The following is a 23,169-nucleotide window of genomic DNA, read 5'->3' on the forward strand; positions in this document are numbered from 1 at the left end:
TTCCAAGGAGCCCCGAATGACTGACGCGTCCGCCGCGCCCGCGCAGAACCCCAACGACCCTTCGACGAACTCGGGGGCCGGTGACGACGAGATCCACGAGCAGAAGGCCGTGCGTCTCGCGAAGCGCGAGCGCCTGATCGCGAAGCGGACGGATGCCGGTGGCGGAGCGTTCCCCGTGGGCGTGCCCGTCACGCACACGATCCCGGCCCTTCGCGCCGAGTACGGCGAACTCGAGGCGGGTGCCGAGACCGGCGTCGTGGTCGGTGTCGCCGGACGCGTGGTGTTCAGCCGGATCGGCGGCAAGCTCTGCTTCGCGACGCTGCAGGCCGGCGACGGATCGCGCATCCAGGCCATGATCTCGCTGGCGAACGTCGGCGAGGAGTCGCTCGCAGACTGGAAGGAATACGTCGACCTGGGTGATCACGTGTTCGTCCACGGCGAGGTCATCTCCAGCCGCCGCGGCGAGCTGTCGATCATGGCCGACGGATGGGAGATCGCGGCGAAGGCGATCCTGCCCCTGCCGAACGCGTACGCCGAGCTCAGCGATGAGAGTCGTGTGCGCAGCCGCTACCTCGATCTGATCGTCCGCGAGCAGGCGCGCACCACGGTGCGTGCCCGTGCGGCCGTCAACGCCAGCCTGCGCGCCACGTTCACGAGTCACGAGTACCTCGAGGTCGAGACCCCCATGCTGCAGGTGCAGCACGGTGGGGCATCCGCCCGTCCGTTCGTCACGCACTCCAACGCCTTCGACACCGAGCTGTATCTGCGTATCGCTCCCGAGCTGTACCTCAAGCGCGCGGTGGTCGGCGGGATCGAGCGGGTGTACGAGATCAACCGCAACTTCCGCAACGAGGGCGCCGACTCGACGCACAGCCCCGAGTTCGCGATGCTCGAGGCCTACCAGGCGTACGGCGACTACAACCAGATGGCCGCGCTCACGCAGGAGCTCGTGCAGAAGGCGGCGGTCGCCGTCGCCGGATCGATGACGGTCACGTGGGCCGACGGCACCGACTACGACCTCGGTGGCGAGTGGGATCGCATCTCGATGTACGAGTCGCTCTCGGCGGCAGCCGGGCGCACGTTCACCCCGCAGGATGCCGGCGACGACCTGATCGCCTTCGCCGAGGCGAACGGCGTCGATCTGCCGGCGCAGGCCACTCACGGCAAGCTCATCGAAGAGCTCTGGGAGCACTTCGTGAAGGGCGACCTGGTGCGCCCGACGTTCGTGATGGACTTCCCCGTCGACACGTCGCCCCTGGTGCGCGAGCACCGCTCGATCGAGGGCGTCGTCGAGAAGTGGGACCTGTACATCCGCGGCTTCGAGCTCGCGACCGGATACTCCGAGCTGGTCGACCCGGTGATCCAGCGCGAGCGTTTCGTCGAGCAGGCGAAGCTCGCCGCGCGCGGCGATGTGGAGGCCATGCCGGTCGACGAGGAGTTCTTGCGGGCTCTCGAGCACGGCATGCCGCCGTCCGGCGGAATGGGCATGGGCATCGACCGGCTGCTGATGGCGATCACGGGCCTCGGCATCCGCGAGACCATCCTCTTCCCGCTGGTCAAGTAGCCGACCCGCCGGATCGGCGGAAGGTCCACTCCGGGAGGATCGCCGAGTCGATCATCGTCTGCAGAAGCGAGGCGAGACCGTACTCGGGATCGATCTCGCGCACGGCATCGAGGTAATGGCCGGCGTGCGTCGACCGCCCGAGAGCCCACGAGAGCCACGCTGCTGCGGTGAGCGGCGCGGGGCGTGCGGCGCGCGGGGCACGCGATGCCGCGACGCGGACGACGTCGAGCGCGAAGCGGAGACGGTCGGCGTCGGGGCTGGGCCCCTTGCCGAGGAAGATGTCACCGAGTTCATCGGGAACCGTGCGCCCACGGTGCGCGTAGTCGAGCTGGGCATGGAGAGCACGATTGCCCGCGCCGCGATCGGCGGCCCACTGGAGCAGCGCGACATCGCGGTACGCCGGACGCTGCAGGCACCAAAGCAGAGCCGCTGTCGCGAACGGCGGCACGTCTCCTCGGGTCTCGATCAGCAGCTCGAAGAACTCGGGAAGGTCGTCGAGCATCGCAGCGGCGGCCAACGCTTCGGGGTTCTCCCGCGTCTTCCGGTGATCGTGCGTTCCGTGGTCGAGCAGCTCGGACAGGTCGTGCAGCGCACGGCCCACACGTTCCTTCTCGGCGAGATCGGCGTGGGGGAGTTCGGCTCCTGCGCTCTGATCGCCGGAGACGTCTCCGACCCCCGGCACCGCGGGCGCGGTGGGCACCAGGTCGAGGTCGTGCAGCATCGGTGCGTCGTCGAGGTAGCTCGCCCACCCGTCGGGCGTGACGCAGAGTGCGTCGACGATGCCGAGCCCGGCGTCTTCCGCGCAGCCGAGAAGCTCATCGAGAGCCACGGTGAGAGGGAGCACGAGGCCGTCGCGGGTGGACTGCGCCCGCTCATCGGTGTAGACGACGACGGCCACCGCGTCGGTTCGGGAGACCCGTGCCACGAGCCCGATGGCGGCGGCGGCGTAGTCGTCGAGCGGCAGGCCGTCGGCCGGCAGATCGAGGCGCATCGCGCCATGGGTGCGACTGCCTTCGAAGGGGAGCAGCACGATGCTCTGACGCGGCGTGAAGCCGGCGAGGACGGGAAGGATGCCGAGGAAGTCGGCGGAATCTACGGCACGGAGGACTGTGTTCATCAGGCGAGTGTGACGCGACGATGGGCACCGTGTGCGGCGAGAAAGGGCGTTGTGGACAGAATGCCGAGCTTGCCCCGCCGGGGGAGGAGGAGTGAGGGGGGCGGTACGATGGGGACATGGAGAACTTCTGGCTCGCAGCAGCATGGTCGATTCTGCCGACCATCGGTGTGAGCTTCGTCTTCTTCATGGTGATCCGCGGCATCCTGCGATTCGATCGCACCGAGCGCAAGGTGCACGCGCAGATCGAGGCCGAAGAGCGCGCTGCGCGCGGCCTGCCCCCGCGCTCCTGAGCGCTGTCCCACCCATCGGCTACTGTGTAGCCAACGCCGACCCGAGACGGTGACGCGCGGTGAAGCCGGTCCCGTATGCGGCGAGCCAGGAAGAGAACAGCATGTTCGAGGGCGCCCTCCTCTGGTGGATCACGGCGTTCCTCGTGGTGCTCGACATCACCATCCGGGTCACGGCGATCATCATCATCCCGCGCAATCGACGCCCCACGGCTGCGATGGCCTGGCTGCTCGCCGTGTTCTTCATCCCGTTCGTCGGGGTCTTCCTCTTCCTGCTGATCGGAAACCCCCGGCTGCCCCGGGCGCGGCGCCGCAAGCAGGACCAGATCAACGAGTACATCGCCGCGACGAGCGAGCACCTGCACTTCGGCACGCTCCGACCGAACGCGCCGGACTGGTTCGGCCCGCTCGTCGAGATGAACCAGCGGCTCGGCGCTCTTCCGCTCTCGGGTGACAACGGGGCGCACCTCATCCCGGACTATCAGGGCTCGCTCGACGCGATGGCCGACGCGATCCGCGAGGCCAAGGACTACGTGCATGTCGAGTTCTACATCCTCCAGTCCGATGAGTCGACGGACAACTTCTTCCGCGCTCTCGAAGAGGTCGCGGCGCGCGGCATCTCGGTACGCGTGCTGCTCGACCACTGGGCGAACCGCTGGAAGCCGAGGTACCGCGCCACGATCAAGCGCCTGAACGCGATGGGCGCCGAATGGCACCTGATGCTCCCGGTGCAGCCGTTGAAGGGACGGATGCAGCGTCCTGATCTGCGCAATCACCGCAAGCTGCTCGTCGTCGACGGGGCCACCGCGTTCCTCGGCTCGCAGAACGTCACCGACTCGACCTACAACCTCCCCAAGAACATCAAGCGCGGGCTGCACTGGGTCGACCTGATGGTGCGCCTCGACGGGCCCGTCGTGCTCAGCGTCAACGCCATCTTCCTCAGCGACTGGTACAGCGAGACCGACATCGTCCTCGAAGAGATCGACATCGCGCACGCCGACATCGGTTCGGGCGATCTCGACTGCCAGGTCATCCCGTCCGGCCCGGGGTTCGAGGTCGAGAACAACCTCCGGCTCTTCCTCGGTCTGCTGTACGCGGCCAAGAAGCGCATCATGATCGTGAGTCCCTACTTCGTGCCCGACGAGGCGCTGCTGCTGGCCGTGACCGCGGCCGTCGACCGGGGAGTCGAGGTCGAGCTGTTCGTCTCGGAGGAGGGCGACCAGGCGATGGTCTACCACGCCCAGCGCAGCTACTACGAGGTGCTGCTCAAGGCGGGCGTGCGCATCTGGATGTATCGCAAGCCGTACATCCTGCACACCAAGAGCCTGACGATCGACGACGAGGTCGCGGTCATCGGGTCGAGCAACATGGACATGCGGTCGTTCGGTCTGAACCTCGAGGTGTCGATGCTCGTGCGCGGCGAGGAGTTCGTCTCCGAGATGCGCGAGGTCGAAGACACCTACCGGGCGCTCAGCCGTGAACTCACGCTCGAAGAGTGGATGCAGCAGCCCCTCCGGTCGACGGTTCTCGATAATCTCGCGCGGCTCACCTCTGCCCTGCAGTAGTCGAATCGTGACTACCCGATGGAATATCGGCGCCGGTACCCTGAATCCATGGCTTCCCCCACGCGCGTCGTCGCCGCACTCTCCGCACTCGCCGCCGCGCTGCTGATCGCCGGATGCACCGCGACTCCGGGTGCGGTCACGCCGACCAGCACGTCGGCACCGTCGGACACCGATGCCGACGACTTCGACGACATCGAGGGCACACTGCTCGACGACGGGCGCATGTTCGCCGTCGTGACCTGGGGCTCCTCGACCTGCGTGCCGCAGGTCGACACCGTCACCGGCAACGGCCAGACGGTGGCGGTGACCCTCGTCGACGTCGATGCGGACGAGCCCTGCACCGCCGATATGGCGCCGCGGGCGAGCATCGGTGCGCTGCCGGAAGGCGTGGATCCCACGCAGGACATCACTCTGCAGGTCACCTTCGGCGACGCATCCGATGACGTCGAGATCGGTGGCTCACCCGTCACGGGCGTGCCCGGGGAGTCCACCGACTTCCTGCCCTCCGCCGGATGGATCGACGACGGGACCCTCGTGCTGCTCACGTGGGGCTCGTCGGGCTGCCCGCCGGTGCTCGGAGAGCTCGAGGCATCGGGCAACACCGGCACCGCCACCTTCGTCACCGAGGAGGACAAAGCGTGCACCATGGACATGGCGCCCCGCGCCACCCTGCTCTCGTTCGGCGACGATGTCGTGGACGACGATGACTTCACGCTGACACTCGTCGGCGGCGGACTCGACGGCACCGTCTCGGTGCGCGGCGACTGACGCCGGCGCAGGGCTCATCCGCCCGGGTCAGAGCGTGTCGACCGGGTGGCCCTCGGGCAGTGCGAGCAGCAATGCTCCGGCATCCACCCGGCACGTGATGCGCACGGCTTCGCCGAATTCGTCGCCGTCGAGCTCGACCGGAGTGGGGTGCGATGTCGCGGCCTCTGCGACGCGCCCCTCGAAGTAGTGCACGGAAGCATCCCGTCCGCGTCGTTCGAGCACCCGGCGGCCGGCCGGGAATCGGCGCAGCACCGAGTTCTCCCACCAGATCCGTCGCCAGACGTTGAACCAGCCGAATGCTCCGGAGGGCTTGATCACGGCCACGTCGAGCGTGCCGTCATCGATCGATGCGTTCGGGATCAGCGAGATGCCCGCGGGAAGCATGCCGCAGTTCGCGAACAGGATGCTGTGCACCTTCGTCGAGTGCAGGCGGCCGTCGTCGATCTGATAGACCGAGCGGAAGGGGGAGGCATTCGCCAGAGAGCGCGCGGCGCCGTCGACGTAGGCGATCCATCCGACGGACTTCTTCAGATTGGGGCGGGTGTTGGCGATCATGTCGGCGTCGAGTCCGATGCCCGCCAGCACCACGAACGCGTGCTCCTCGTCGGTGCCGTCTTCGCGGGTGATGCGGGCCCATCCGATGTCGATCGCGTGACGGCTGCCGCTCAGCGCCGCGCGAATCATCCCCTCCGGAGCCCCGAGCGGGAGAGCGAGATTGCGGGCGAGGAGGTTGCCCGTGCCACTGGGCAGGATCGCGAGGGGCACACCGGTGCCGGCGATCGCCTCGGACACGGCGCGCACGGTTCCGTCGCCCCCGGCGACGAGCACGACATCGACCCCGCGCGCGAGCGCCTGAGCGGTGGCGTCCTGCCCCGCATCTTCGATCGTCGTCGGATAGAACGCGGGATGCTCCCACCCCTCGGCCTTCGACAGGTCGCGCAACGTGGCACGCAGACGCTTCTCATCGACCTTGATCGGGTTGTAGACGAGCGCCGCCTGACGTCGAGCGGAGGTGGGCAACGTCATGGCGATACTCTAAGCCCGGCGCGTGTCCCGTATTTCCACGGGTGCGAAGGCCCGACGCTCTGGGGAGGAGTCGAGATGGGTGTTCCGACGGGCAGTGCGAGAGACGACAGCACGCGGGAACTTCTCGCGGAGATGATCGCGGAGGAGCCGGATCGGCTCCGCCGGCGCAGCATCTCGTTGGGGGTGCCGGTCGACGATGCCGACGACGTGGCCCAGATGGCGCTGCTGCGCGCGTGGCGGTCGGTCGCGCACCTCGAGACCCCGGAACCAGGGCGTGTGTGCTCGTGGCTCGACTCGATCGCCCGCAACGTGGCGATCGATCTCGCGCGACAGCGTGCTCGGCGTCCGGAAGCGGAGTTCGACGAGAGCGTTCCTGCCGGGGCCAGCGTCGCCGGGGAGGTCGAGGTCAGGGTCCTTCTCGATGGGGCGCTCGCTGCGCTGCACGGTCTTCCCGACTCGCTCCGCGAACCACTCCTGCTCACCGTCGTCGACGGGCTGTCGACCGGCGAGGTCGCCGACCGCCTCGGGATCGAGCCGGCCGCGGTGCGACAGCGGGTGTCGCGTGCCCGCAAGGCGATGAACGCCTGCCGCAAGTCCGGCATGGAGGCAGACTGAGGGCGAACCGCTGAGGGGAGGCCGGCGCGTGGCGCGACCTCCCCGTGTGGTCGAACCGAGCGATCAGACCGTGCCGAAGGGGTTGTCGACGGCGTAGCGCCATCCGTGCTCGTCGTCGTAGACCGCGACATCGGCCGTCGTGCCGGCGAGAGCGATCTCGGATCCGTCGGGCCCCGTGCCGGTGATGGTCCAGTCGGCGATCGCGAGGCCCGTGCCCGCGCTCTCGAAGACGTGGCGCACGGTCATCGAGATCGGCAGGTTGAGACCGAGGAACTGCTCGAGCGCGCCGCGCACGGCAGTCTCGCCGGTCACCGGGGTGCCGGGGGCCGGGACGAAGACGACATCCGCCGTGTTGAGGGCCATCAGGCCGTCGAGGTCGCGGGCGTTGAACCGGTCGGCGAAGGCCAGGTTCAGCTGGTCGAGGGAGGTCACACGCGTGCTCATTGATGTTCCTTTCAGGGTGGGCCGGCCGATTGCCTGCCACCGAAGAGAAAGACGACGGTCGTCGCCCGGTGTGACATCTCGGTGTGTCGGACGGCCCCGTAGAATCGATGAATGATCGAGCTCGCCCTTCTCCGCGACCACCCCGACATCGTTCGCCGTTCCCAGGTCGCCCGTGGCAACGACCAGGGCACCGTCGATATCGCGCTCGAGACCGACCGATCGCGCCGTGCGGCGCTGGCCGCGTTCGAAGAGCTGCGGGCCGAGCAGAACGCCTTCGGCAAGCAGGTCGCGAAGGCCCCGAAAGACGAGAAGGCCGCGCTCGTGGCGCAGGCCAAAGACCTGGCCGACCGCGTCAAGCAGGCGCAGCAGGCCGCCGGTGAAGCCGCGGATGCCGCATCCGCCGCTCTCGCCCGCATCGAGAACGTCGTGATCGACGGTGTGCCCGCGGGCGGAGAAGCCGACTTCGTCGAGCTGCGCCGCGTCGGCGAGGTGCCCGCCTTCGACTTCGAGCCGCGCGACCACCTCGAGCTCGGCGAGATCCTCGGCGCGATCGACATGGAGCGCGGGGCCAAGGTCTCGGGTGCACGGTTCTACTTCCTGCGCGGCATCGGTGCACGCCTCGAGATCGCACTGATGAACCTCGCACTCGACAAGGCTCTGCAGCACGACTTCGTCCCCATGATCACCCCGACGCTCGTGCGCCCCGAGATCATGCAGGGCACCGGATTCCTCGGCGAGCACGCCGACGAGGTCTATCACCTCGACAAGGATGACGACCTGTACCTGGTCGGTACGAGCGAGGTCGCCCTCGCCGGGTACCACAAAGACGAGATCGTCGACCTGTCGGACGGAGCCCTGCGCTACGCCGGCTGGTCGACCTGCTACCGCCGCGAGGCGGGTTCGCACGGCAAGGACACCCGCGGCATCATCCGGGTGCACCAGTTCAACAAGCTCGAGATGTTCGTCTACACGACGCCCGAAGAAGCCGAGGCCGAGCACCTGCGTCTGGTCGCCCTGCAGGAGGAGATGCTCACCTCGCTCGGTCTCGCCTACCGGGTGATCGACGTGGCCGCGGGCGATCTCGGATCCAGCGCCGCCCGCAAGTACGACATCGAGGCCTGGGTTCCGACGCAGGGCGCATTCCGCGAACTCACCTCGACGTCGAACTGCACGACCTACCAGGCACGGCGCCTCGACGTGCGTCACCGTCCGGCGGTCGACGCATCGGCCGACGCGGCCCCGGGCACGGCGAAGACGCAGCACGTGGCCACGCTCAACGGCACGCTCGCGACCACCCGGTGGATCGTCGCCCTGCTCGAGACGCACCAGCAGGCCGACGGGTCGGTGCGCGTTCCCGAAGTGCTGCGTCCGTACCTCGGCGGGCTCGACGTGCTCACCCCCGCGCCGACGAAGGGCTCGGTGAAGGCGTGACAGCCCCCTGGCTCGTCGGCCTCGACGTCGACGGCACCATCCTCCTGCAGGACGAGATGATGAGTCCCGGTGTGCCCGAGGCGATCGCTCGTCTGCGCGATGCAGGGCACACCGTGACGATCGCGACCGGCCGCAGCTGGATGGCCACGCGCCGGTATGTCGAAGAACTCGAGATCGACGCCGAGTACGTCGTGTGCTCCAACGGCGCGGTGACCATGCGCCGCGTGGGCGACGAGTGGGAGCGCTGGAGCATCGAGACGTTCGATCCGTCGCCCGTGCTCGCGCTGCTGCAGGAACGTCTGCCGGATGCCCGGTACATGGTCGAACTCGCGTCCGGGCAGCGCCTCTACACCGAGCAGCTCGACGACTGGACCCTCGATGGCGGCCGCCGCGTCGATTTCGACGAGCTCGCCGCCGAGCCGGTCTCACGCGTCGTCGTGGTTTCGCCGGGGCACGACGAGGAGGACTTCCACCGGCTGGTGGCGGATGCCGGTCTCAACGAGGTCTCGTACGCGATCGGGTGGACCGCGTGGCTGGACATCGCACCGCAGGGCGTCGACAAGGGCACCGCGTTGGAGCGCGTGCGCACCGAGCTCGGTCTTCCCGGAGAACGAGTGCTCGTCGCGGGCGACGGTCGCAACGACATCGGCATGTTCGGCTGGGCGCGCACGCTCGGCGGACGAGCCGTCGCCATGGGGCAGGCGCCGGCCGAGGTGCAGGATGCGGCGACGGAGATCACCGATGACGTCGACGACGGGGGCCTCGCTCGCGCGCTGAACACGCTTCCAGCGCCTGCCCAGGTCAGCGCAGGAGAATAGAACTCGGCTAGACTCACGCGTTGTCGGCAGATTCGTCTGTCGGGAGGGTTGTCCGAGCGGCCGATGGAGCTGGTCTTGAAAACCAGTGGGCAGAGATGTCTCGTGGGTTCGAATCCCACACCCTCCGCAGTCTGAGCCGGTGCCCCCATCACCGCAGGCAGAACCGAAAGGCCACGAGTGACCGAGAACACCCGACGTCGGCGTACCATCGCGCGACACGGTCAGTTGCACACGCCCGGACCTCTCAGCCAGCTCTTGAAGTTCATCGCCATCGGCCTCGCCGTGGTTCTCGTCAGCGGCGTGGGCGTGGCCGCGTACGTCGTCTACGACCTGCGCAGCGCACTGGTGGCGAACTCGGTCGAGCTCGAGGGCCAGGAGGCCTCCGAGGTGCCGCCCGACATCAGCGAGTACAAGGGCGGCTTCAACTTCGTCCTCGCCGGCGTCGACACCTGCGAAGAGGCCTACGCCTATCTCTTCGGTGAGCGGTGCAGTGGCAGCGATGCCGAGGGAAACCTCAACGATGTGAACCTCCTCGTGCACGTCTCGGATGCCCCTCGGCGCATCACGGTGGTGAGCTTTCCCCGCGACCTCATGGTGCCGATCCCGGAGTGCACCGATGAAGACGGTCAGGTGCACTCGGCGATGAGCAAGCAGCCGTTCAACGTCGCCTATGGCGACGCCGGCCTGAACTGCGTCGTGAAGACGATCTCGAACCTGACGGGTCAAGAGGTGCAGTTCGCAGCATCCGTCACCTTCGGTGGTGTGATCGAGATCACCAACGCGATCGGTGGTGTGGACGTGTGCCTTGCGAACCCCATCAAAGACAAGTACACCGGGCTGGACATGGCTGCAGGCACGCACACGGTGGCCGGCCTCGAGGCGTTGCAGTTCCTGCGCACGCGCCACGGTGTGGGCGACGGCAGCGACCTCGGTCGCATCGGTAACCAGCAGCAGTACATGTCGAGTCTTGCGCGCAAGCTCATCAGCAGCGAGACGCTCGGCAACGTCGGAACCGTGCTCAAGCTCGCGAATGTCGGTCTCAGCAACCTCGAGACGAGCACCACGCTCAACGACCCGATGACGATCGTACAGATCGCCCTGGCGGTCAAGGAAGTGCCCTTCGAGGACATCGTCTTCGTGCAGTATCCGAACGGCTCCGACTCGGCCAACCCCAACAAGGTCGTGCCGAACTACACGGCGGCCGATGAGCTGTTCGCGGCCATCGAGGCCAATGCGCAGCTGCAGATCACGCACGAGAACAACGGCAACGACGGTGTGGTGGTGCAGGAGGCGGCTCCCGCCGAGGAGACCGCCCCGACGACCGAAGAGGCGGCTCCCGTCGAGGGCGAGACGCCCGAGACGCCGGCAGCGACACCGGAGAACGTCGTGCAGCTGCCGAGCTCGATCAAGGGCAACTCGGCCGCACAGCAGACCTGCTCGAACGGCAACGTCCGCTAGAACGATCTTCTGGAGGAAGCCCCCGCTGCGCTCGGCGCCGGCGGGGGCTTCGTCGTTCGTCAGACGGTGCGGGGCGCGCGGTTCGCCGAGCATGATTCGTCGCAGCTCGTCGAACCCGTTATGATTGCTACGTGCATCCGTGCTTTCGGTTCGGATGCCTGGAGACGTCGCATAGTCCGGCCGAGTGCACCACCCTGCTAAGGTGGAGTCCCCTCACGGGGACCAGGGGTTCAAATCCCCTCGTCTCCGCACTTTCCTCTTGATCAGAGCATCTTTTTCGGATGCTCTGATGGCGCTGGACAGCGGGCCTCGGGCTCAACCGCAGCTTCGGCCGCGATGTACGACAGGCACCTCCACAGCGGCCGCGCACAACGTGCCGTGCCGGCGTTCCCGGGTTGACGCCCTTTCGCGGAACGCTGCCTCTCGTCAGATTCGGACGACACCCTCGTTGTCTCCGAGGGGAGTGAAGCCTCCCTGCCCACCGCGCCCGGCTCGTACGACGCGCCACACCCGATTCCCGCAGGACGCCGCGTCGCCTTTCCGACGAAGGTCGACCGCGCCATCAGAAAGCAGCATCCGTGACCACGCCCGAATCCCTCCTCGCCCGCTTCTCCGATCTTGCGGCCTTCCGGAAGCTGTTCGGCTTCCTGCTGGGCGGCCGGGCCAAGCGGGCGCACGCGATCTTCGCCGCCGCAGAGAAGAAAGCCGCACGACGCACCTACGGACTCGATCGGAGAGAGCACGAGGGAACTGTCTATGTGATCAAAGCCATCGGCGTGCAGGGCGACCTGTCGCGATCGACGCTCGACGCGCTGACGCGCGCGGCGGAGATGGTACCCCTGGGTACCGTGCGGTACGAAGGCTCCAACGCCGCGTTCCTCCCGGTTCCTTTCGGGTCCTACGAGAATGCGATCGATATCACGAGCCTCAGCCGACCGGAAGAAGGCATCTTCGTCTTCGCCGTGACGCTGTTTGGCAAGAAGCGGGATGTCAGCTGGGCCCTGTGGGCGAACCTGGACGGCGTCGACTACGTTCTCCCGCTCGAAGACCGGAAGATCTGAGGCGACGGATAATGCATCACCGTCGAGGATCCGTCGTCATCGCCGCTGCCGCCGGAACGGTTCTCCTCGTGCTCGGTACGATGGTGGGCTTCCGCGTCGTCCCCGTCGACTCCTCGTGGTTCATCAGTGCCCTGCTCGCGGGCGCGGGCGTCGTCCTGCTCACGGGAGCATGGCGCGGCGGCCATGTCCTCCGAGGGCGCCATCGATGGACGAGAGAAGCGGCGGCACTCGGCCTTCGATACTCCGAGAGCCTGGGGGAGCTGGCCCTCCCCGGCATCCTCTTCCGAGGAGCCGACCACTCCATCGCGGCGAATGTCGTCGATGCCCGCGACACCGAGTCGCCTTTCCTCGCCGGCGATCTCTTCGGCACGTACGGCACAGGCACCTCGACACCCCGTCGCATCGCCAGCACCTTCATCGCGATCCCGATGGATCACGATGTCACGAACTTCGTCCTCGTCAACGCGGAGCGGAGCATGGTCAGAAAGGCAGGACTCGTGCCCCGCGCGGGACAGCAGGTCGTTCTCGAGGGGGACTTCCAGCGCAGCTTCTCGCTCTACGGTCCGGCAGGCTCCGGTTTCGAGGCTCGCGTCATCTTCACCCCTGATCTGATGAGCCTGCTGGTCGATGCCGGAGTCGGGTGCGACGTGGAGATGACCGATGGATGGATCTTCGTGTACGGCGAGGCAGGACGCTTCGGCACGAGCCGTTCGATCGCTTCCACCCGGATCGCGGTGGACGTCGTTCGCGAGAAGATCCTGTCTCGCATCCGCGTACAGGCTGAGCCGCGCACAGCGGCGGGCACCGTCACCCCCGACGCGTTCGCAGCGGATCGTGTGGCCGCCCGAGCGGCACGGGTCAGACTCCGCGCGTCGGCATCGCAGATCCTCTCGAGCATCGTGGTCGCGGCGATCGTCCTCGGGTCGGTCGTGTGGATGATCGCCGGCCGGATGCCGGGATGGCTCGCGGGCTGATGCCGAATTCGCGTTCGTATCCTGGTCGCTTGCGATGATTTCATCGAGGCGGTCGATCCGTACCGTGGGGAGCAGCGGTGGCGCCAGGATCTCGTTCGGCCTGGCACTGGTCGCCCGACCGCATCGGGCAGGGATGATCGGGTGACGGCATCCGCCCGCCGGAGACGATGGGTGACGAAAGAGAGGAGGATCCCATGATCGGAACGCTCAACGACCTGGTCGAACGCATCGAGGCGAGCGCGGAAGGCGACCTCGACGTCGCCGCATTCGCTCGCGAACACGGCACAACCGAGTATCACCTGCGGCGGATGTTCTCGGCGCTCGCTCACATGTCGCTCTCGGAATACGTTCGGAGGCGGCGCATGACGGTGGCCGGGGCAGAACTCGTTGCGGGGGCGCCGAGTCTGCTCAACGTCGCCGTGCGGCACGGGTACGGATCGGTAGAAGCCTTCGGCCGCGCCTTCCGCGCCGTGCACGGCATCACGCCGTCAGAAGCACGCCGAGATGGTGGTCCTCTTCGTACACAACCCACGCTCCGGTTCCGCCTGAGCGTCGAAGGGAGTACCCCGATGCACGTCACCATCACACACCAGCCGTCGCTCGTCCTCGCCGGACATGCGGTCGACGTGCCGCTGATCCATGTGGGCGTCAACCCGCACATCCAGCAGCACATCGCCGCCATCGCGCCCGAAGAGCACGCGCGGCTCAAAGCCCTCTCCGATGCGGAGCCCTCCGGCATCCTCGCCGTCACGGCCGACATCGATCCCGACGCACCGGAGGGGTCGATGCTCACCTACCTGCACGGTGTCGCGCTGCAGACGTCGACACCAGTGCCGGACGACCTCGACGCGATACCGCTCGACGCCGGCGCCTGGGCGGTGTTCGCGGCAGAGGGGCCGTTCCCCGACACGCTGCAGACGCTGTGGGCGGCGACCGCGACGGACTGGTTCCCCTCGAACCCGTGGCGGCTGCGGCCCGGCCCCTCGATCGTGCGCTACCTCTCGTTCACGGGTACGCACGCATCGTGCGAGCTCTGGCTGCCCGTCGAAGAAGAGTGATCGCCTCGCTCCCTTCCCAGAGGTCGCGGCCTAACCTTGTGCAAGGAGGAGCAATGGCGATCGATCTGAAGAAGACCCTTGACGCGTATCAGGCCAAACGCGGCGCCTTTCGACTCGTCGAGGTGCCGCCGATGCAGTACCTGATGGTCGACGGCACGGGCGACCCGAACACCGCGCCCGCCTATGCTCAGGCGCTCGCCGCGCTGTTCCCCCTCGCCTACGGGCTGAAGTTCGCGAGCCGCAAGCAACTGGGGATCGACACGGTCGTGATGCCGCTGGAGGGCCAGTGGCACGCCGACGACATGGCGTCGTTCACCACTCAGCGCGACAAGTCGACGTGGCGGTGGACGCTCATGATCATGGTGCCCGAGCACGTCACCGGAGACATGGTCGAGCAGGTGCGAGCCGAAGCGGCGAAGAAGAAGGATGCTTCGCCGAGTCTGCTCGCGGTGCGGTTCGAGACTCTCGACGAGGGCCTCTGCGTGCAGACGCTGCATGTCGGGTCGTACGACGACGAGGCGCCCGTACTCGACGACCTGCACACGCGGTTCATCCCGGAGCACGGGCTGACGATGACGGGCCTCCACCACGAGATTTACCTCAGCGACGCACGCCGCGTCGAGCCGGCGAAGCTGCGCACGATCCTGCGACAGCCGGTCGCGCGTGCCGAAGCATCCGATTTCTGAGCACGACGGGCGTCATTCGGGAGGAGATCCGCGATAGGGAGGGCGGATTCGCGAGAATCTCCCTCCCTACTGCCGATCTCCTCCCCAATGACGGAGATCAGCCGGGTCAGGCGGTCGAGGGTTTCTCACTCCACAGCAGCAGGAAGGCGCCGAGCCCGATCATCATGCCTCCGCCGGTGGCCGACATGGTCGACAGGCGGCGGGGCGAGCGGCCGAACCAGTCACGGGCCGCACTCGCCAGCAGCACCCAGATCGCGTCGCAGGTGACGCCGATCGCGACGACGATCACGCCGAGCACGAAGAGCTGCAGGGGCACGGACCCGCCGTGCAGGTCGACGAACTGGGGGAGGATCGCGAGGAAGAACGCGATCGACTTCGGGTTCGTGAGCCCCACGACGAATCCCTCGACGAGCAGCCGCAACCCCGTCTTCGTCGTGCGGGCACCGGTGACGGCGGCCGCAGCGGTGTGACGGTGGCGGATGGCCTGGATGCCGAGGAACACGAGGTACCCCGCGCCGAGCACCTTCACGATCGTGAAGAGCACCACCGACTGCGCGATCACCGTGCCGACGCCGAGGGCCACGGCGAGCACGAGCACGATCGAACCGATCGCCGTGCCGATGATGCTCAAGAAGCCGCCGAGGCGTCCGAGGGCGATGGATCGACCGATCGTGAACAGCACCGTCGGTCCGGGGATCACGACCATGACGAACGCGGCGACGATGAATGCGAGCAGCGTGTCGGGAGCGAACATGAGCCGAGCTTAGAGGCATGCCGATATTCCCTTCACGCATGTTAACTTTCTGATCACATATGAGTACATAGTGCGGTAACCTCTCGTTCTGATCGGAGGTCAGACATGACGGTTGATGGGTGGACGGTCGCGCCGGAACAGGTCGCGACAGTGCTGCGAGAAGTGGACATCGCGGGCGAACCGCTCGGCGCGGCAGTGAAGACGGCGCAGGCGCTCGCCGAGCGTCGTACCGATCTGATGGCGAGCGGGCGAGCCGAGATCGCGGCCGCCTGGGACGACTTCCTCGAGGTGCGGGCGTTGATGCCGGGGATGCTGATCGATGTCGTGGCGTCCTCAGCCCGGGGTGTCGTCGAAGGCGTCACGGCGATCGTCGCCGGAGATGAAGCGATGGCCGCGGACTGGCGCAGTACCCATCCGGAGCTCTTCGAATTCGGGTGGTCCTAGTGTCGGCGTTCGTCGCGCACACGCTGCGCGATGTGCCGTCGTCAGCCGCGATGTCGGCTCTCGGTGTCGATGCGGAGAAGCTGGGTGTGACGGTCTCGGAGGCGATGGATGCTGTCAACTCCCAGTGGTGGGCGTTGGACGGGGCGTTCGAGATCATCCCGAACGGGAACCCCGTGGCGGTGATGGAGCGTCCGCTGCGGTCTGCGGAAGATTTCGCGGATGTGATGGCGCAAGTGAAGAAGGTGCTCGTCGTCTCGGCCGAGGACGTCTTCGCGAAGTTCGAACGCACACGGGCAGATCTGCAAGGAACGATCGAGAACCTCAACGGTCGCCATCGTGCGCACTCGCTGATCCTCGAGGGCGAGGTCGCGACGTTCCAAGCCGACCCCGAAAACGACCCGACGATCACCGGACGCAATCATCCCGAGACCGACGCGTACACGACGGCGCACGTGAACCTCGGACTGCTCGACCAGGAGGCCGAGCGGCTGGCGCTGGAGGTCGAGATGTTCCACCGGCAGCTCGCCCAGGCCGAGCAGGACCTGGCCGATCAGATCCGGGCACTCTCCGGTGGAGACGAGGTGATGCGCTACGACGGCACGCGAGTGAAGACAGCGCAGACCGTGTGGGGGCTTTTCCCTCCCGGTGCACCGTCCGGCCCGGGCACGGCTCCGACAGTGGTGTCGTTCACCGACTACTTCGACCTGTCGGTCGCCCGCGCGACCACCGACCGCATTCACTGGATGACAACGGCCAACGAGCAAGACGTGGCCGACTGGCTCGCCGCGCACCCCGAGTTCTTCGCGGCGATCGGGTTCATCCCGCCGCCGCAATCCGCGGCGCTGTACGAGCAACTCGCCTCGAAGTCGACCGCTGACGCGTCCGGCGCCTGGACCGCCGGGCCACTCGCCACACTCTGGAGCCGTGCCCCCGGCGCGATCGGAAACCTCAACGGACTCAAGACGTCGGTCCGAGCGCCGTTCGCCGCGCACGAGGTGGAGCGGTTGCTCGCGGACCCGACAGTGAGTGACGAGGCGAAGGACAAACTTCGGCTGCTCCAAGCCGCAGCATCAGACGCGATGAGGATACTGTCGACGTTCATCGACGATACCGGCAACCCGCGAGCGTCGCTCATGATCGGCGACCCCGACACCGTCGACCAGGTCATTACAATCACGCACGGGATCAGCACGGACCTTGGCTCGATTGACGAGTGGGCAACGATTACCCGCGACATATATGACTTCGCCAACAGTCAGATCATCGACGCTCGCCACATCAACTCAACGACCGCGGTGATCCTGCAGGCGGAGTGGGATTCAGGGGGAGCAGCCACCGTCCAGCGAGACGACATCCCGTCAACAGGGGCAAGCCGCGAAGTCGCGCTCGTGGAAGGCCTCCGGTACGTGAATCCGGGTGCATCGCAGGAAGGCTGGGCGCACTCGCTGGGCACGACCGCGACGACGATCGCTCAGATGCAGTCTCCGGGCCTGTTCGACCACATGACACTCTTCGGATCAGCAGGTATCACTGACGAGGCGGCCGCAGAGATGGGTGAAGCCCTCGTCAACGACGATGTCACTGTGTCGGCCACGTCTGCCGAGGATGACTGGATCGCCATGTGGGGACGCCTTGAGAACGTCTCGACGCACGACATCGACCCCCGAGGCGAAGCGCGTGTCGAGATGTTCGGATCAGACGGCGGAGTTGTCACCGACTACATCACCCCCGATGATGAGCCGGTCATCGGCCTCCCCACGGGAGGTCACAACGCGGGGGCTTCGGAGGAGTTCATCTACCGCATCCACCGGGCGCCGGGCTGGAACCTAACCCTTCAGGGCGGGGTCGGTATGGGCCTCATCGGTGCAGTCGGGACGATGCCCGCAGACAGTGTCGGCTACCTCGACCCCCGCGGCCAGTCCTTCCTGCAGGCGATCGCTGATTTCGCCGAGCGCGTCGAGGCGCGTCAATGAATAACGCCTGCTCAGCGCGGCGAACGTTACGACGCACTGCGATCACTGTGCTGGTAGGAGGAGTCATGATGTTGACGACAGGCTGTGCCCCGACGAGCGTTGAGCTGTACCAACAGGCACGAGATTCGAACTTGGCGATCAAGCGCGAGATCGCGGATCTTCAGCTGCACATCTTCGATGGCGCGTGGGAAGTGAGCAAGTACGGGGACATTCCCGAAGGTTGCGGCGCAAATGGCTACAGATTCACGTTCGGGCGCTCGACGCCGCCCGACGACGGGTGGCGTCTGCCGCAGGAGTCCACACAAGCGAAGCTCGACGCTCTGATGGCGTGGCTCCATGAGCACGGATGGTCCAACATACGCTTGCTGTCGTACACCGGCGACGTCACATCCACGTCGATCGAAGCGGAAAAACCGTCGGCACATATTGATGACCTCCTCATCAACTTCATGCCGGGCATCGGAAACGACATCATCATCCTCCGCATCGGCGGCACATGCGAGCCTGGCGACGCAGGGGAGCTCATAGATCTCATGTTCCCCGAGGGCGTTGGCGGACGCGATTGGGCTGCGCCAGAGCATCCGTCGACCGAGCCGAAGTTCGGTCTTGCGACACCGTCTCCAACTGCGACACCGTGAGGCCTGATTCCACGCCATCCGTGACGAGGCCGCGAAGAACGGCGAGAACATGGGAGCTATTCGTGCTCGCAGTGATCATGATGACGGCGGCAGGTTGCGCCCCTGCGGGCGCCGAGCTCTATCAACAGGCACGAGACGCGAACTTGACGATGAAACAGGAGATCGCAGCCCTCCAACTTCACATCTTCGATGGCGAATGGGACGTCAGCCAGTACGGGGACATCGCGGAGGCCTGCGGTGCGAACGGCTACAGATTCGTGTTCGGTCGGTCGACCCCGCTCGATGATGGATGGCGGCTGCCCGAGGAATCGACAGAGGCGAAGCTTGACGCTCTCATGGCGTGGCTGGACGAGCACGGATGGTCCAACATTCGTCTGCTGTCATACAGCGGCGACGTCACATCCACGTCTATCGAAGCGGAGAAACCATCCGCACACATCGATGATCTCCTCCTCACCTTCACACCGGGCATCCGAAACGACATCGTCAACCTCGGCATCACCGGTACCTGCGAGCCCGGCGACAAATGGGAGCTGCGCGATCTGATGTACCCAGATGATCTCGAGAACTATGAGGAGCGTCCAACAGAGCATCCGTCTACCGAGCCGAAGTTCGGTCTCGCGACGCCGAGTCCGACGCCGACGCCGTGAGGCTCGATTCCGCGCCATCCGCGACGAGGAGGCGAAGGGTGACGCGTGGAAGCTGTTCGTTCTCGCCGTGGTGGTGATGACGGCAACAGGTTGTGCCCCGAGCGGGACTGATCTCTATTGGCAGGCGCGGGACGTGAATACGACGATGAAACAGGAGATCGCCGATCTTCAATTTCACATCTTCGACGGAGAGTGGAGTACGTCGGAATACGGCGATATCCCTTCCGCGTGTGGAGCGAACGGCTATCGCTTCTCCATGGGGCGGACTGCACCCTATGACGATGGGTGGCGTTTACCGCAAGAGACCACTCAGGCGAAAGCGGAAGCGCTCGTCGCGTGGCTGGATGAGCACGACTGGTCGGGGATCATTTTCCGTTCGTATACCGGTGGCGTCACGTCGGTGACGATCGAGGCGCAAAAGCCCGAAGCGTACATCGATGACCTCCTCATCAACCTCACCACCGGCGTCGCCAACGACGTCCTCAGCCTGAGGGTCACAGGAACGTGCGAGCCAGGTGACGACGACGAGCTCGTCACGCTCATGTACCCGGACGGTCTTGGTGACTACGAAGAACGCCCGACCGAGCATCCGTCGACCGAGCCGAAGTTCGGTCTCGCGACGCCGAGCCCGACGCCTACGCCGTGACGCCAGATTCTGTGCAGTCCGTGACCGAACGGCGAAGCGTGACGAGCACTTCGGCTAGCTCCAGAACAGGTCTTCTGCCTGCTGGTTTTCGCTGATCAGCCACACCTCGACGATGCGGTCGCCGACGACGCGGAACACGTCGATGCCGTGCTGGTCGAGATCGCCGCGACCTGCTCGCTGCGCGCGGAATCGCACGGTCGCCGAGACGAGGTCGCCGCTCTCGGTCGCCGACTCCGTCTCGAGCGCGAACGTTCCGCCGCTGAGTTCCATGAAATGACCCAGGTGGGCGAGGATCGCGTCGGGTCCGATGTGGTCGCCGGACACCGGGCTCTGACCGGGCTGGTGCCACACGGCATCCGCTGCGAAAGTGGCTGCCAGCGCCGCCATGTCACCCGCGGCCATTGCTGTTCCGTACTGCCCGACGACGTCGATTGCCGACATGATGCTCCTTGTGGTTGCTCGGTATTCTGGAGTCTCCAGCGTCTCGACACGGGCGCGGTTACTTCAACGTCACCGAACGGAGCGGCGCATGGCCCGAGAGTGGACGGTGTTCTCGGCGGAGTGCCCGTCGCGGCAGTCTTTGGCTCGCATCGCCAACAAGTGGACGGCGATGATCGTGGTCGTCCTGCACGAGGAGCCTCTGCGTTTCGGTGAGCTGCATCAGCGGGTCGCCGGCATCACGAAGAAGGTGCTCGCCGACACCCTGCGAGCGCTGGAACGCGACGGGATGCTCGAGCGCGCCAGTGCCGACGACGGTCATCCGCGCTATCGCCTCACTCCGCTGGGTCGCACCCTGCACGAGCCGCTGCAGGCCCTGCAGATCTGGGCTGAGTCGCACGTTGAGGACGTGCTCGATGCGCAGGACCGGTACGACGAAGCGGCCGACGAGCGGGTGCTCGACCGCCGCTGATCGCGAAGCGGATGCTCAGCGCGCCGGGTTCTCCGGCAGCCACTGCGCGAGCGTGGTCGAGAAGATCTGCGCACCGTCGACGGGAAGCAGCGTGCGCTCCTCGATGTGGGCGCCGAAGTACTGGGCATCGGGGTCCTGCACCACGGACCGGTGGTCGCCGCGGAACGCGAGTCCCTGGCGGATGAACTCGTCCATCGTGAACACCTCGGGTCCGGCGATCTCGATGTCGCCGTTCAGGGGCTCGCCGGCAGCGGTGCGCGCGACGGCCGTCGCCACATCGGCTGATGCGAGCGGCTGGATCAGGGCACCCGGCAGGCGCACCTCGGCGCCCTCGGCGACGGTCGCGGCGATGCTGCCGATGAACTCGAAGAACTGCGTCGCGTGCACGAACGAGTACGGCACACCCGACTCGGCGATGAGCTTCTCCTGCGCGGCCTTGGCGTGGAAGTAGTCGATGTTCTGCGGGCGGTTCGTGCCCACGATGGTGAGCGCGACGTGGTGGCCGACGCTGGCGACCTTCTCAGCCGCGAGCAGATTGTTCGTCGAGGTCGTGAAGAAATCAAGGACCGCATCCTTCTCGAACGAGGGAGAGTTCGACACGTCGACGACGACGTCGGCACCCGCGAGCGCCTCGGCGAGACCTTCGCCGGTGATCGAATTCACGCCCGTTCCGGGTGACGCCGCGATGGCGTCGTGACCGTAGGTGGTGAGCTTCGCGACGACCTGGGAACCGATGAGTCCCGTGCCGCCGATGACGACGATCTTTGACATGTCGAGCCTTTCGCTGAGGCACCGCTCAGGGGGCGATGTTCATCAGTCATGACCGGACGGTGCTCGCGGATGTGACGTCAGGGCCGATTCCAGCGCTGCAGCTTCTCGGGATTGCGCACGATCCACAGCTCCACGAGCTTCTCGCCGCGCGCACTGCCGCAGATCGTCGCGACCACCCGGTCGCCATCGCGCACGATGATGCCGGGGGAGCCGTTGATCGACGCGCCCTCGATCGTGCCGTCGCGCACAGTCCGTCGGAGCGACTCGAGGGCCGCGTCGGCGCCGTGCTGTGCGGCGAGAGGAGCGTCGACGAGCCCGCCGCCGTCGACGAGGGTCACGACCTCGGAATGCAGAACACGACGGATGCCGTCGGCATCCGCTCGTTCGAGCGCCGCCACCAGATCGTCGATCGTGTGCGCATCCGCTGCGCCCTGCACGCGCCGCCGCCACCAGGCCGGCGGTCGGATCATGCGTGCGCCGCGTTCACATGGAGAAGCTTGTCGGGGCTCATTACCCAGAGCAGCTGTCGGATGCCGTCGGTCGACGTGGTGACGGTGACCATGGTCGTCACCGTGCCGTTCTCGATCAGCGTGGCCGCGGGCTGTCCGTTCACCGTCACCCAGCCGATCGACTTGCCGGTCCAGAAATGGTGCGAGAACGCCGCGATGAATATGGCGACCCGACGGCGGCCGATGATTGGGATGCGGGCGGCGAGGTTGACGCCGTTGCCGTCGGTGTAGCTGACGACCTCATCGGCGAACAGCTTCTCGAGCTGCGCGGCATCGCCCTTCTGCGCGGCGACGAGGAACGCTTCGAGCAGGCTGCGCTGCGCTGCGGGCTCGACCGTGATGTGTCGCTCGGACGTCAGGTGCGCGCGAGCCCGGCTGACGAGTTGGCGAGCACTGACGACGCTCACGCCGATCACCTCGGCAATGCGCGGGTAGGGGTAGTCGAACGCCTCGCGCAGCACATACGCCGCGCGTTCGGTGGGGGTGAGCTTCTCGAGCATGAGCAGCACCGCGAACTGCAGGGCCTCCGCGCGCTCGGCCCCGAGAGCGGGGTCGTCGTCGGTGTTCACGGGCTCCGGCAGCCAGGGACCGATGTAGGTCTCGCGGCGTGCGTGTGCCGATTGCAGCACGTTGATCGACAGGCGGGTCGCGATCGTGGTGAGGAACGCGGCGGGCTCGCGCACATCAGTGCGATCCGTGCCCTGCCACCGGATCCAGGTCTCCTGCACGATGTCCTCGGCATCCGCCACGCTGCCCAGCATGCGATAGGCGATGCCGAAGAGTCGCCGGCGCTGCGCATCGAACTGCGTCAATGCCGCGGCCAGGTCGTCGAGGGGCGTGTCGTCGACGTCCATGGTCTCCTCTTCCCTGCGCGACGCGCAGACGGTTTTCCAATGAAGACCGCACAGCACGAGGATCTGTGACGACGCGCTGATAGTAGCCGGTCGCCACCCGCTGCGGCAATGCCGTGGCCATACTCGTGAGGCGCTTCTAACCTGATGC

26 protein-coding genes and 2 tRNA genes are annotated in these 23,169 nt (G+C 66.6%); 20 read left to right on the forward strand and 8 right to left on the reverse strand.

The annotated features are described in order from the left end of the window. The first annotated feature begins 16 nt into the window (after positions 1–16). Positions 17–1,564 (forward strand): lysine--tRNA ligase, encoded by a 1,548-nt coding sequence (lysS, locus tag ACIOSY_RS16020; protein ID WP_400855064.1) that lies wholly within the window; start codon positions 17–19, stop codon positions 1,562–1,564. On the opposite strand, the gene ACIOSY_RS16025 is transcribed toward lysS, so the two are convergent. After that, the gene (locus tag ACIOSY_RS16025; RefSeq protein ID WP_400855065.1) at positions 1,557–2,681 is read right to left on the reverse strand and encodes a DUF4192 family protein; all 1,125 of its coding nucleotides are present in this window, start codon (positions 2,679–2,681) and stop codon (positions 1,557–1,559) included. The two genes, lysS and ACIOSY_RS16025, sit on opposite strands and share 8 nt — an antisense overlap. A 116-nt stretch (positions 2,682–2,797) precedes the next feature. Between ACIOSY_RS16025 and ACIOSY_RS16030 the strand changes: the two genes are divergently transcribed. From ACIOSY_RS16030 to ACIOSY_RS16040, 3 genes are all read left to right on the forward strand, one after another. After that, entirely contained in the window at positions 2,798–2,971 is a 174-nt protein-coding gene (locus ACIOSY_RS16030) for a hypothetical protein (protein ID WP_400855067.1), read from the forward strand. Between the two features lie 101 nt (positions 2,972–3,072). Then, complete coding sequence (cls, locus tag ACIOSY_RS16035; protein ID WP_400855068.1) at positions 3,073–4,533, forward strand: cardiolipin synthase; 1,461 nt, start codon at positions 3,073–3,075, stop codon at positions 4,531–4,533. Between the two features lie 48 nt (positions 4,534–4,581). Beyond that, positions 4,582–5,301 (forward strand): hypothetical protein, encoded by a 720-nt coding sequence (locus tag ACIOSY_RS16040; protein WP_400855069.1) that lies wholly within the window; start codon positions 4,582–4,584, stop codon positions 5,299–5,301. Positions 5,302–5,328: 27 nt separating this feature from the next. Here the strand turns inward: ACIOSY_RS16040 and ACIOSY_RS16045 are convergent, their stop codons facing one another. After that, entirely contained in the window at positions 5,329–6,327 is a 999-nt protein-coding gene (locus tag ACIOSY_RS16045; RefSeq protein WP_400855070.1) for a diacylglycerol/lipid kinase family protein, read from the reverse strand. A 75-nt stretch (positions 6,328–6,402) separates the two neighbouring features. On the opposite strand from ACIOSY_RS16045, the gene ACIOSY_RS16050 reads away from it, so the two are divergent. Then, positions 6,403–6,942 (forward strand): RNA polymerase sigma factor, encoded by a 540-nt coding sequence (locus ACIOSY_RS16050; protein WP_400855071.1) that lies wholly within the window; start codon positions 6,403–6,405, stop codon positions 6,940–6,942. A 63-nt stretch (positions 6,943–7,005) separates the two neighbouring features. Here the strand turns inward: ACIOSY_RS16050 and ACIOSY_RS16055 are convergent, their stop codons facing one another. Further along, positions 7,006–7,386 (reverse strand): YybH family protein, encoded by a 381-nt coding sequence (locus ACIOSY_RS16055; RefSeq protein WP_400855072.1) that lies wholly within the window; start codon positions 7,384–7,386, stop codon positions 7,006–7,008. Positions 7,387–7,497: 111 nt separating this feature from the next. Here ACIOSY_RS16055 and serS point away from each other — a divergent pair, with 111 nt between their 5' ends. The 9 genes from serS (at position 7,498) to ACIOSY_RS16100 (ending at position 14,872) form a co-directional block, all read left to right on the forward strand. Next, a complete protein-coding gene (serS, locus tag ACIOSY_RS16060) occupies positions 7,498–8,817 on the forward strand; it encodes a serine--tRNA ligase (protein WP_400855073.1) in 1,320 nt (439 codons plus the stop codon). Beyond that, complete coding sequence (locus ACIOSY_RS16065; protein WP_400855074.1) at positions 8,814–9,635, forward strand: HAD family hydrolase; 822 nt, start codon at positions 8,814–8,816, stop codon at positions 9,633–9,635. The genes serS and ACIOSY_RS16065 overlap by 4 nt, the downstream gene beginning before the upstream one ends. Positions 9,636–9,677: 42 nt before the next feature. Next, a tRNA-Ser gene (locus ACIOSY_RS16070) sits at positions 9,678–9,762 on the forward strand. 50 nt (positions 9,763–9,812) lie between these two features. After that, positions 9,813–11,093, forward strand: coding sequence for an LCP family protein (locus ACIOSY_RS16075; protein ID WP_400855076.1), 1,281 nt, complete (start codon positions 9,813–9,815; stop codon positions 11,091–11,093). A 160-nt stretch (positions 11,094–11,253) separates the two neighbouring features. After that, positions 11,254–11,342, forward strand: a tRNA-Ser gene (locus ACIOSY_RS16080). A gap of 329 nt (positions 11,343–11,671) precedes the next feature. Beyond that, on the forward strand, positions 11,672–12,154 hold the full coding sequence (locus ACIOSY_RS16085; RefSeq protein ID WP_400855077.1) for a hypothetical protein: 483 nt from the start codon (positions 11,672–11,674) through the stop codon (positions 12,152–12,154). An 11-nt stretch (positions 12,155–12,165) separates the two neighbouring features. Then, positions 12,166–13,128, forward strand: a complete 963-nt coding sequence (locus ACIOSY_RS16090; RefSeq protein WP_400855078.1) for a hypothetical protein — start codon at positions 12,166–12,168, stop codon at positions 13,126–13,128. 194 nt (positions 13,129–13,322) lie between these two features. Beyond that, a complete protein-coding gene (locus tag ACIOSY_RS16095; protein WP_400855080.1) occupies positions 13,323–14,186 on the forward strand; it encodes a GyrI-like domain-containing protein in 864 nt (287 codons plus the stop codon). Between the two features lie 53 nt (positions 14,187–14,239). Then, a complete protein-coding gene (locus ACIOSY_RS16100; RefSeq protein WP_400855082.1) occupies positions 14,240–14,872 on the forward strand; it encodes a GyrI-like domain-containing protein in 633 nt (210 codons plus the stop codon). A gap of 106 nt (positions 14,873–14,978) precedes the next feature. Here the strand turns inward: ACIOSY_RS16100 and ACIOSY_RS16105 are convergent, their stop codons facing one another. Beyond that, the gene (locus ACIOSY_RS16105) at positions 14,979–15,626 is read right to left on the reverse strand and encodes a LysE family translocator (protein ID WP_400855083.1); all 648 of its coding nucleotides are present in this window, start codon (positions 15,624–15,626) and stop codon (positions 14,979–14,981) included. A gap of 105 nt (positions 15,627–15,731) precedes the next feature. On the opposite strand from ACIOSY_RS16105, the gene ACIOSY_RS16110 reads away from it, so the two are divergent. The 5 genes from ACIOSY_RS16110 to ACIOSY_RS16130 all read left to right on the forward strand — a co-directional run bounded on the left by ACIOSY_RS16110 (position 15,732) and on the right by ACIOSY_RS16130 (position 19,977). Then, positions 15,732–16,070 carry a DUF6507 family protein gene (locus tag ACIOSY_RS16110; protein WP_400855085.1) on the forward strand — a complete coding sequence of 113 codons (339 nt, stop codon included), beginning with the start codon at positions 15,732–15,734 and terminating at the stop codon, positions 16,068–16,070. Further along, positions 16,070–18,043 carry an alpha/beta hydrolase gene (locus ACIOSY_RS16115; RefSeq protein WP_400855087.1) on the forward strand — a complete coding sequence of 658 codons (1,974 nt, stop codon included), beginning with the start codon at positions 16,070–16,072 and terminating at the stop codon, positions 18,041–18,043. The genes ACIOSY_RS16110 and ACIOSY_RS16115 overlap by 1 nt, the downstream gene beginning before the upstream one ends. Before the next feature lie 65 nt (positions 18,044–18,108). Beyond that, positions 18,109–18,681 carry a hypothetical protein gene (locus tag ACIOSY_RS16120; protein WP_400855088.1) on the forward strand — a complete coding sequence of 191 codons (573 nt, stop codon included), beginning with the start codon at positions 18,109–18,111 and terminating at the stop codon, positions 18,679–18,681. 62 nt (positions 18,682–18,743) lie between these two features. Continuing rightward, positions 18,744–19,331: a hypothetical protein gene (locus tag ACIOSY_RS16125; RefSeq protein ID WP_400855090.1), complete on the forward strand. Its 588-nt coding sequence runs from the start codon at positions 18,744–18,746 to the stop codon at positions 19,329–19,331. A 67-nt stretch (positions 19,332–19,398) separates the two neighbouring features. Further along, complete coding sequence (locus tag ACIOSY_RS16130; RefSeq protein ID WP_400855091.1) at positions 19,399–19,977, forward strand: hypothetical protein; 579 nt, start codon at positions 19,399–19,401, stop codon at positions 19,975–19,977. A gap of 54 nt (positions 19,978–20,031) precedes the next feature. On the opposite strand, the gene ACIOSY_RS16135 is transcribed toward ACIOSY_RS16130, so the two are convergent. Further along, positions 20,032–20,418 carry a nuclear transport factor 2 family protein gene (locus tag ACIOSY_RS16135; RefSeq protein ID WP_400855092.1) on the reverse strand — a complete coding sequence of 129 codons (387 nt, stop codon included), beginning with the start codon at positions 20,416–20,418 and terminating at the stop codon, positions 20,032–20,034. 88 nt (positions 20,419–20,506) lie between these two features. Here ACIOSY_RS16135 and ACIOSY_RS16140 point away from each other — a divergent pair, with 88 nt between their 5' ends. Further along, positions 20,507–20,887, forward strand: coding sequence for a winged helix-turn-helix transcriptional regulator (locus ACIOSY_RS16140; protein ID WP_400855094.1), 381 nt, complete (start codon positions 20,507–20,509; stop codon positions 20,885–20,887). 15 nt (positions 20,888–20,902) lie between these two features. On the opposite strand, the gene ACIOSY_RS16145 is transcribed toward ACIOSY_RS16140, so the two are convergent. The 3 genes from ACIOSY_RS16145 to ACIOSY_RS16155 form a co-directional block, all read right to left on the reverse strand. After that, a complete protein-coding gene (locus tag ACIOSY_RS16145) occupies positions 20,903–21,658 on the reverse strand; it encodes an SDR family oxidoreductase (protein ID WP_400855095.1) in 756 nt (251 codons plus the stop codon). Between the two features lie 77 nt (positions 21,659–21,735). After that, a complete protein-coding gene (locus ACIOSY_RS16150) occupies positions 21,736–22,128 on the reverse strand; it encodes a hypothetical protein (RefSeq protein ID WP_400855096.1) in 393 nt (130 codons plus the stop codon). Then, positions 22,125–23,021, reverse strand: coding sequence for an RNA polymerase sigma-70 factor (locus ACIOSY_RS16155; RefSeq protein ID WP_400855097.1), 897 nt, complete (start codon positions 23,019–23,021; stop codon positions 22,125–22,127). The genes ACIOSY_RS16150 and ACIOSY_RS16155 overlap by 4 nt, the downstream gene beginning before the upstream one ends. Positions 23,022–23,169: the final 148 nt, after the last annotated feature.

This window comes from Microbacterium sp. NPDC087665, from assembly GCF_044743285.1.
Lineage (GTDB): Bacteria > Actinomycetota > Actinomycetes > Actinomycetales > Microbacteriaceae > Microbacterium.

Excerpts from the sequence above, each read along its gene's own strand:
- lysS (WP_400855064.1), top strand. The coding sequence starts at position 17 with ATGACTGACGCGTCCGCCGCGCCCGCGCAGAACCCCAACGACCCTTCG.
- ACIOSY_RS16025 (WP_400855065.1), bottom strand. The coding sequence starts at position 2,681 with ATGAACACAGTCCTCCGTGCCGTAGATTCCGCCGACTTCCTCGGCATC.
- ACIOSY_RS16030 (WP_400855067.1), top strand. The coding sequence starts at position 2,798 with ATGGAGAACTTCTGGCTCGCAGCAGCATGGTCGATTCTGCCGACCATC.
- cls (WP_400855068.1), top strand. The coding sequence starts at position 3,073 with ATGTTCGAGGGCGCCCTCCTCTGGTGGATCACGGCGTTCCTCGTGGTG.
- ACIOSY_RS16040 (WP_400855069.1), top strand. The coding sequence starts at position 4,582 with ATGGCTTCCCCCACGCGCGTCGTCGCCGCACTCTCCGCACTCGCCGCC.
- ACIOSY_RS16045 (WP_400855070.1), bottom strand. The coding sequence starts at position 6,327 with ATGACGTTGCCCACCTCCGCTCGACGTCAGGCGGCGCTCGTCTACAAC.
- ACIOSY_RS16050 (WP_400855071.1), top strand. The coding sequence starts at position 6,403 with ATGGGTGTTCCGACGGGCAGTGCGAGAGACGACAGCACGCGGGAACTT.
- ACIOSY_RS16055 (WP_400855072.1), bottom strand. The coding sequence starts at position 7,386 with ATGAGCACGCGTGTGACCTCCCTCGACCAGCTGAACCTGGCCTTCGCC.
- serS (WP_400855073.1), top strand. The coding sequence starts at position 7,498 with ATGATCGAGCTCGCCCTTCTCCGCGACCACCCCGACATCGTTCGCCGT.
- ACIOSY_RS16090 (WP_400855078.1), top strand. The coding sequence starts at position 12,166 with ATGCATCACCGTCGAGGATCCGTCGTCATCGCCGCTGCCGCCGGAACG.
- ACIOSY_RS16095 (WP_400855080.1), top strand. The coding sequence starts at position 13,323 with ATGATCGGAACGCTCAACGACCTGGTCGAACGCATCGAGGCGAGCGCG.
- ACIOSY_RS16100 (WP_400855082.1), top strand. The coding sequence starts at position 14,240 with ATGGCGATCGATCTGAAGAAGACCCTTGACGCGTATCAGGCCAAACGC.
- ACIOSY_RS16105 (WP_400855083.1), bottom strand. The coding sequence starts at position 15,626 with ATGTTCGCTCCCGACACGCTGCTCGCATTCATCGTCGCCGCGTTCGTC.
- ACIOSY_RS16110 (WP_400855085.1), top strand. The coding sequence starts at position 15,732 with ATGACGGTTGATGGGTGGACGGTCGCGCCGGAACAGGTCGCGACAGTG.
- ACIOSY_RS16120 (WP_400855088.1), top strand. The coding sequence starts at position 18,109 with ATGATGTTGACGACAGGCTGTGCCCCGACGAGCGTTGAGCTGTACCAA.
- ACIOSY_RS16135 (WP_400855092.1), bottom strand. The coding sequence starts at position 20,418 with ATGTCGGCAATCGACGTCGTCGGGCAGTACGGAACAGCAATGGCCGCG.
- ACIOSY_RS16140 (WP_400855094.1), top strand. The coding sequence starts at position 20,507 with ATGGCCCGAGAGTGGACGGTGTTCTCGGCGGAGTGCCCGTCGCGGCAG.
- ACIOSY_RS16145 (WP_400855095.1), bottom strand. The coding sequence starts at position 21,658 with ATGTCAAAGATCGTCGTCATCGGCGGCACGGGACTCATCGGTTCCCAG.
- ACIOSY_RS16150 (WP_400855096.1), bottom strand. The coding sequence starts at position 22,128 with ATGATCCGACCGCCGGCCTGGTGGCGGCGGCGCGTGCAGGGCGCAGCG.
- ACIOSY_RS16155 (WP_400855097.1), bottom strand. The coding sequence starts at position 23,021 with ATGGACGTCGACGACACGCCCCTCGACGACCTGGCCGCGGCATTGACG.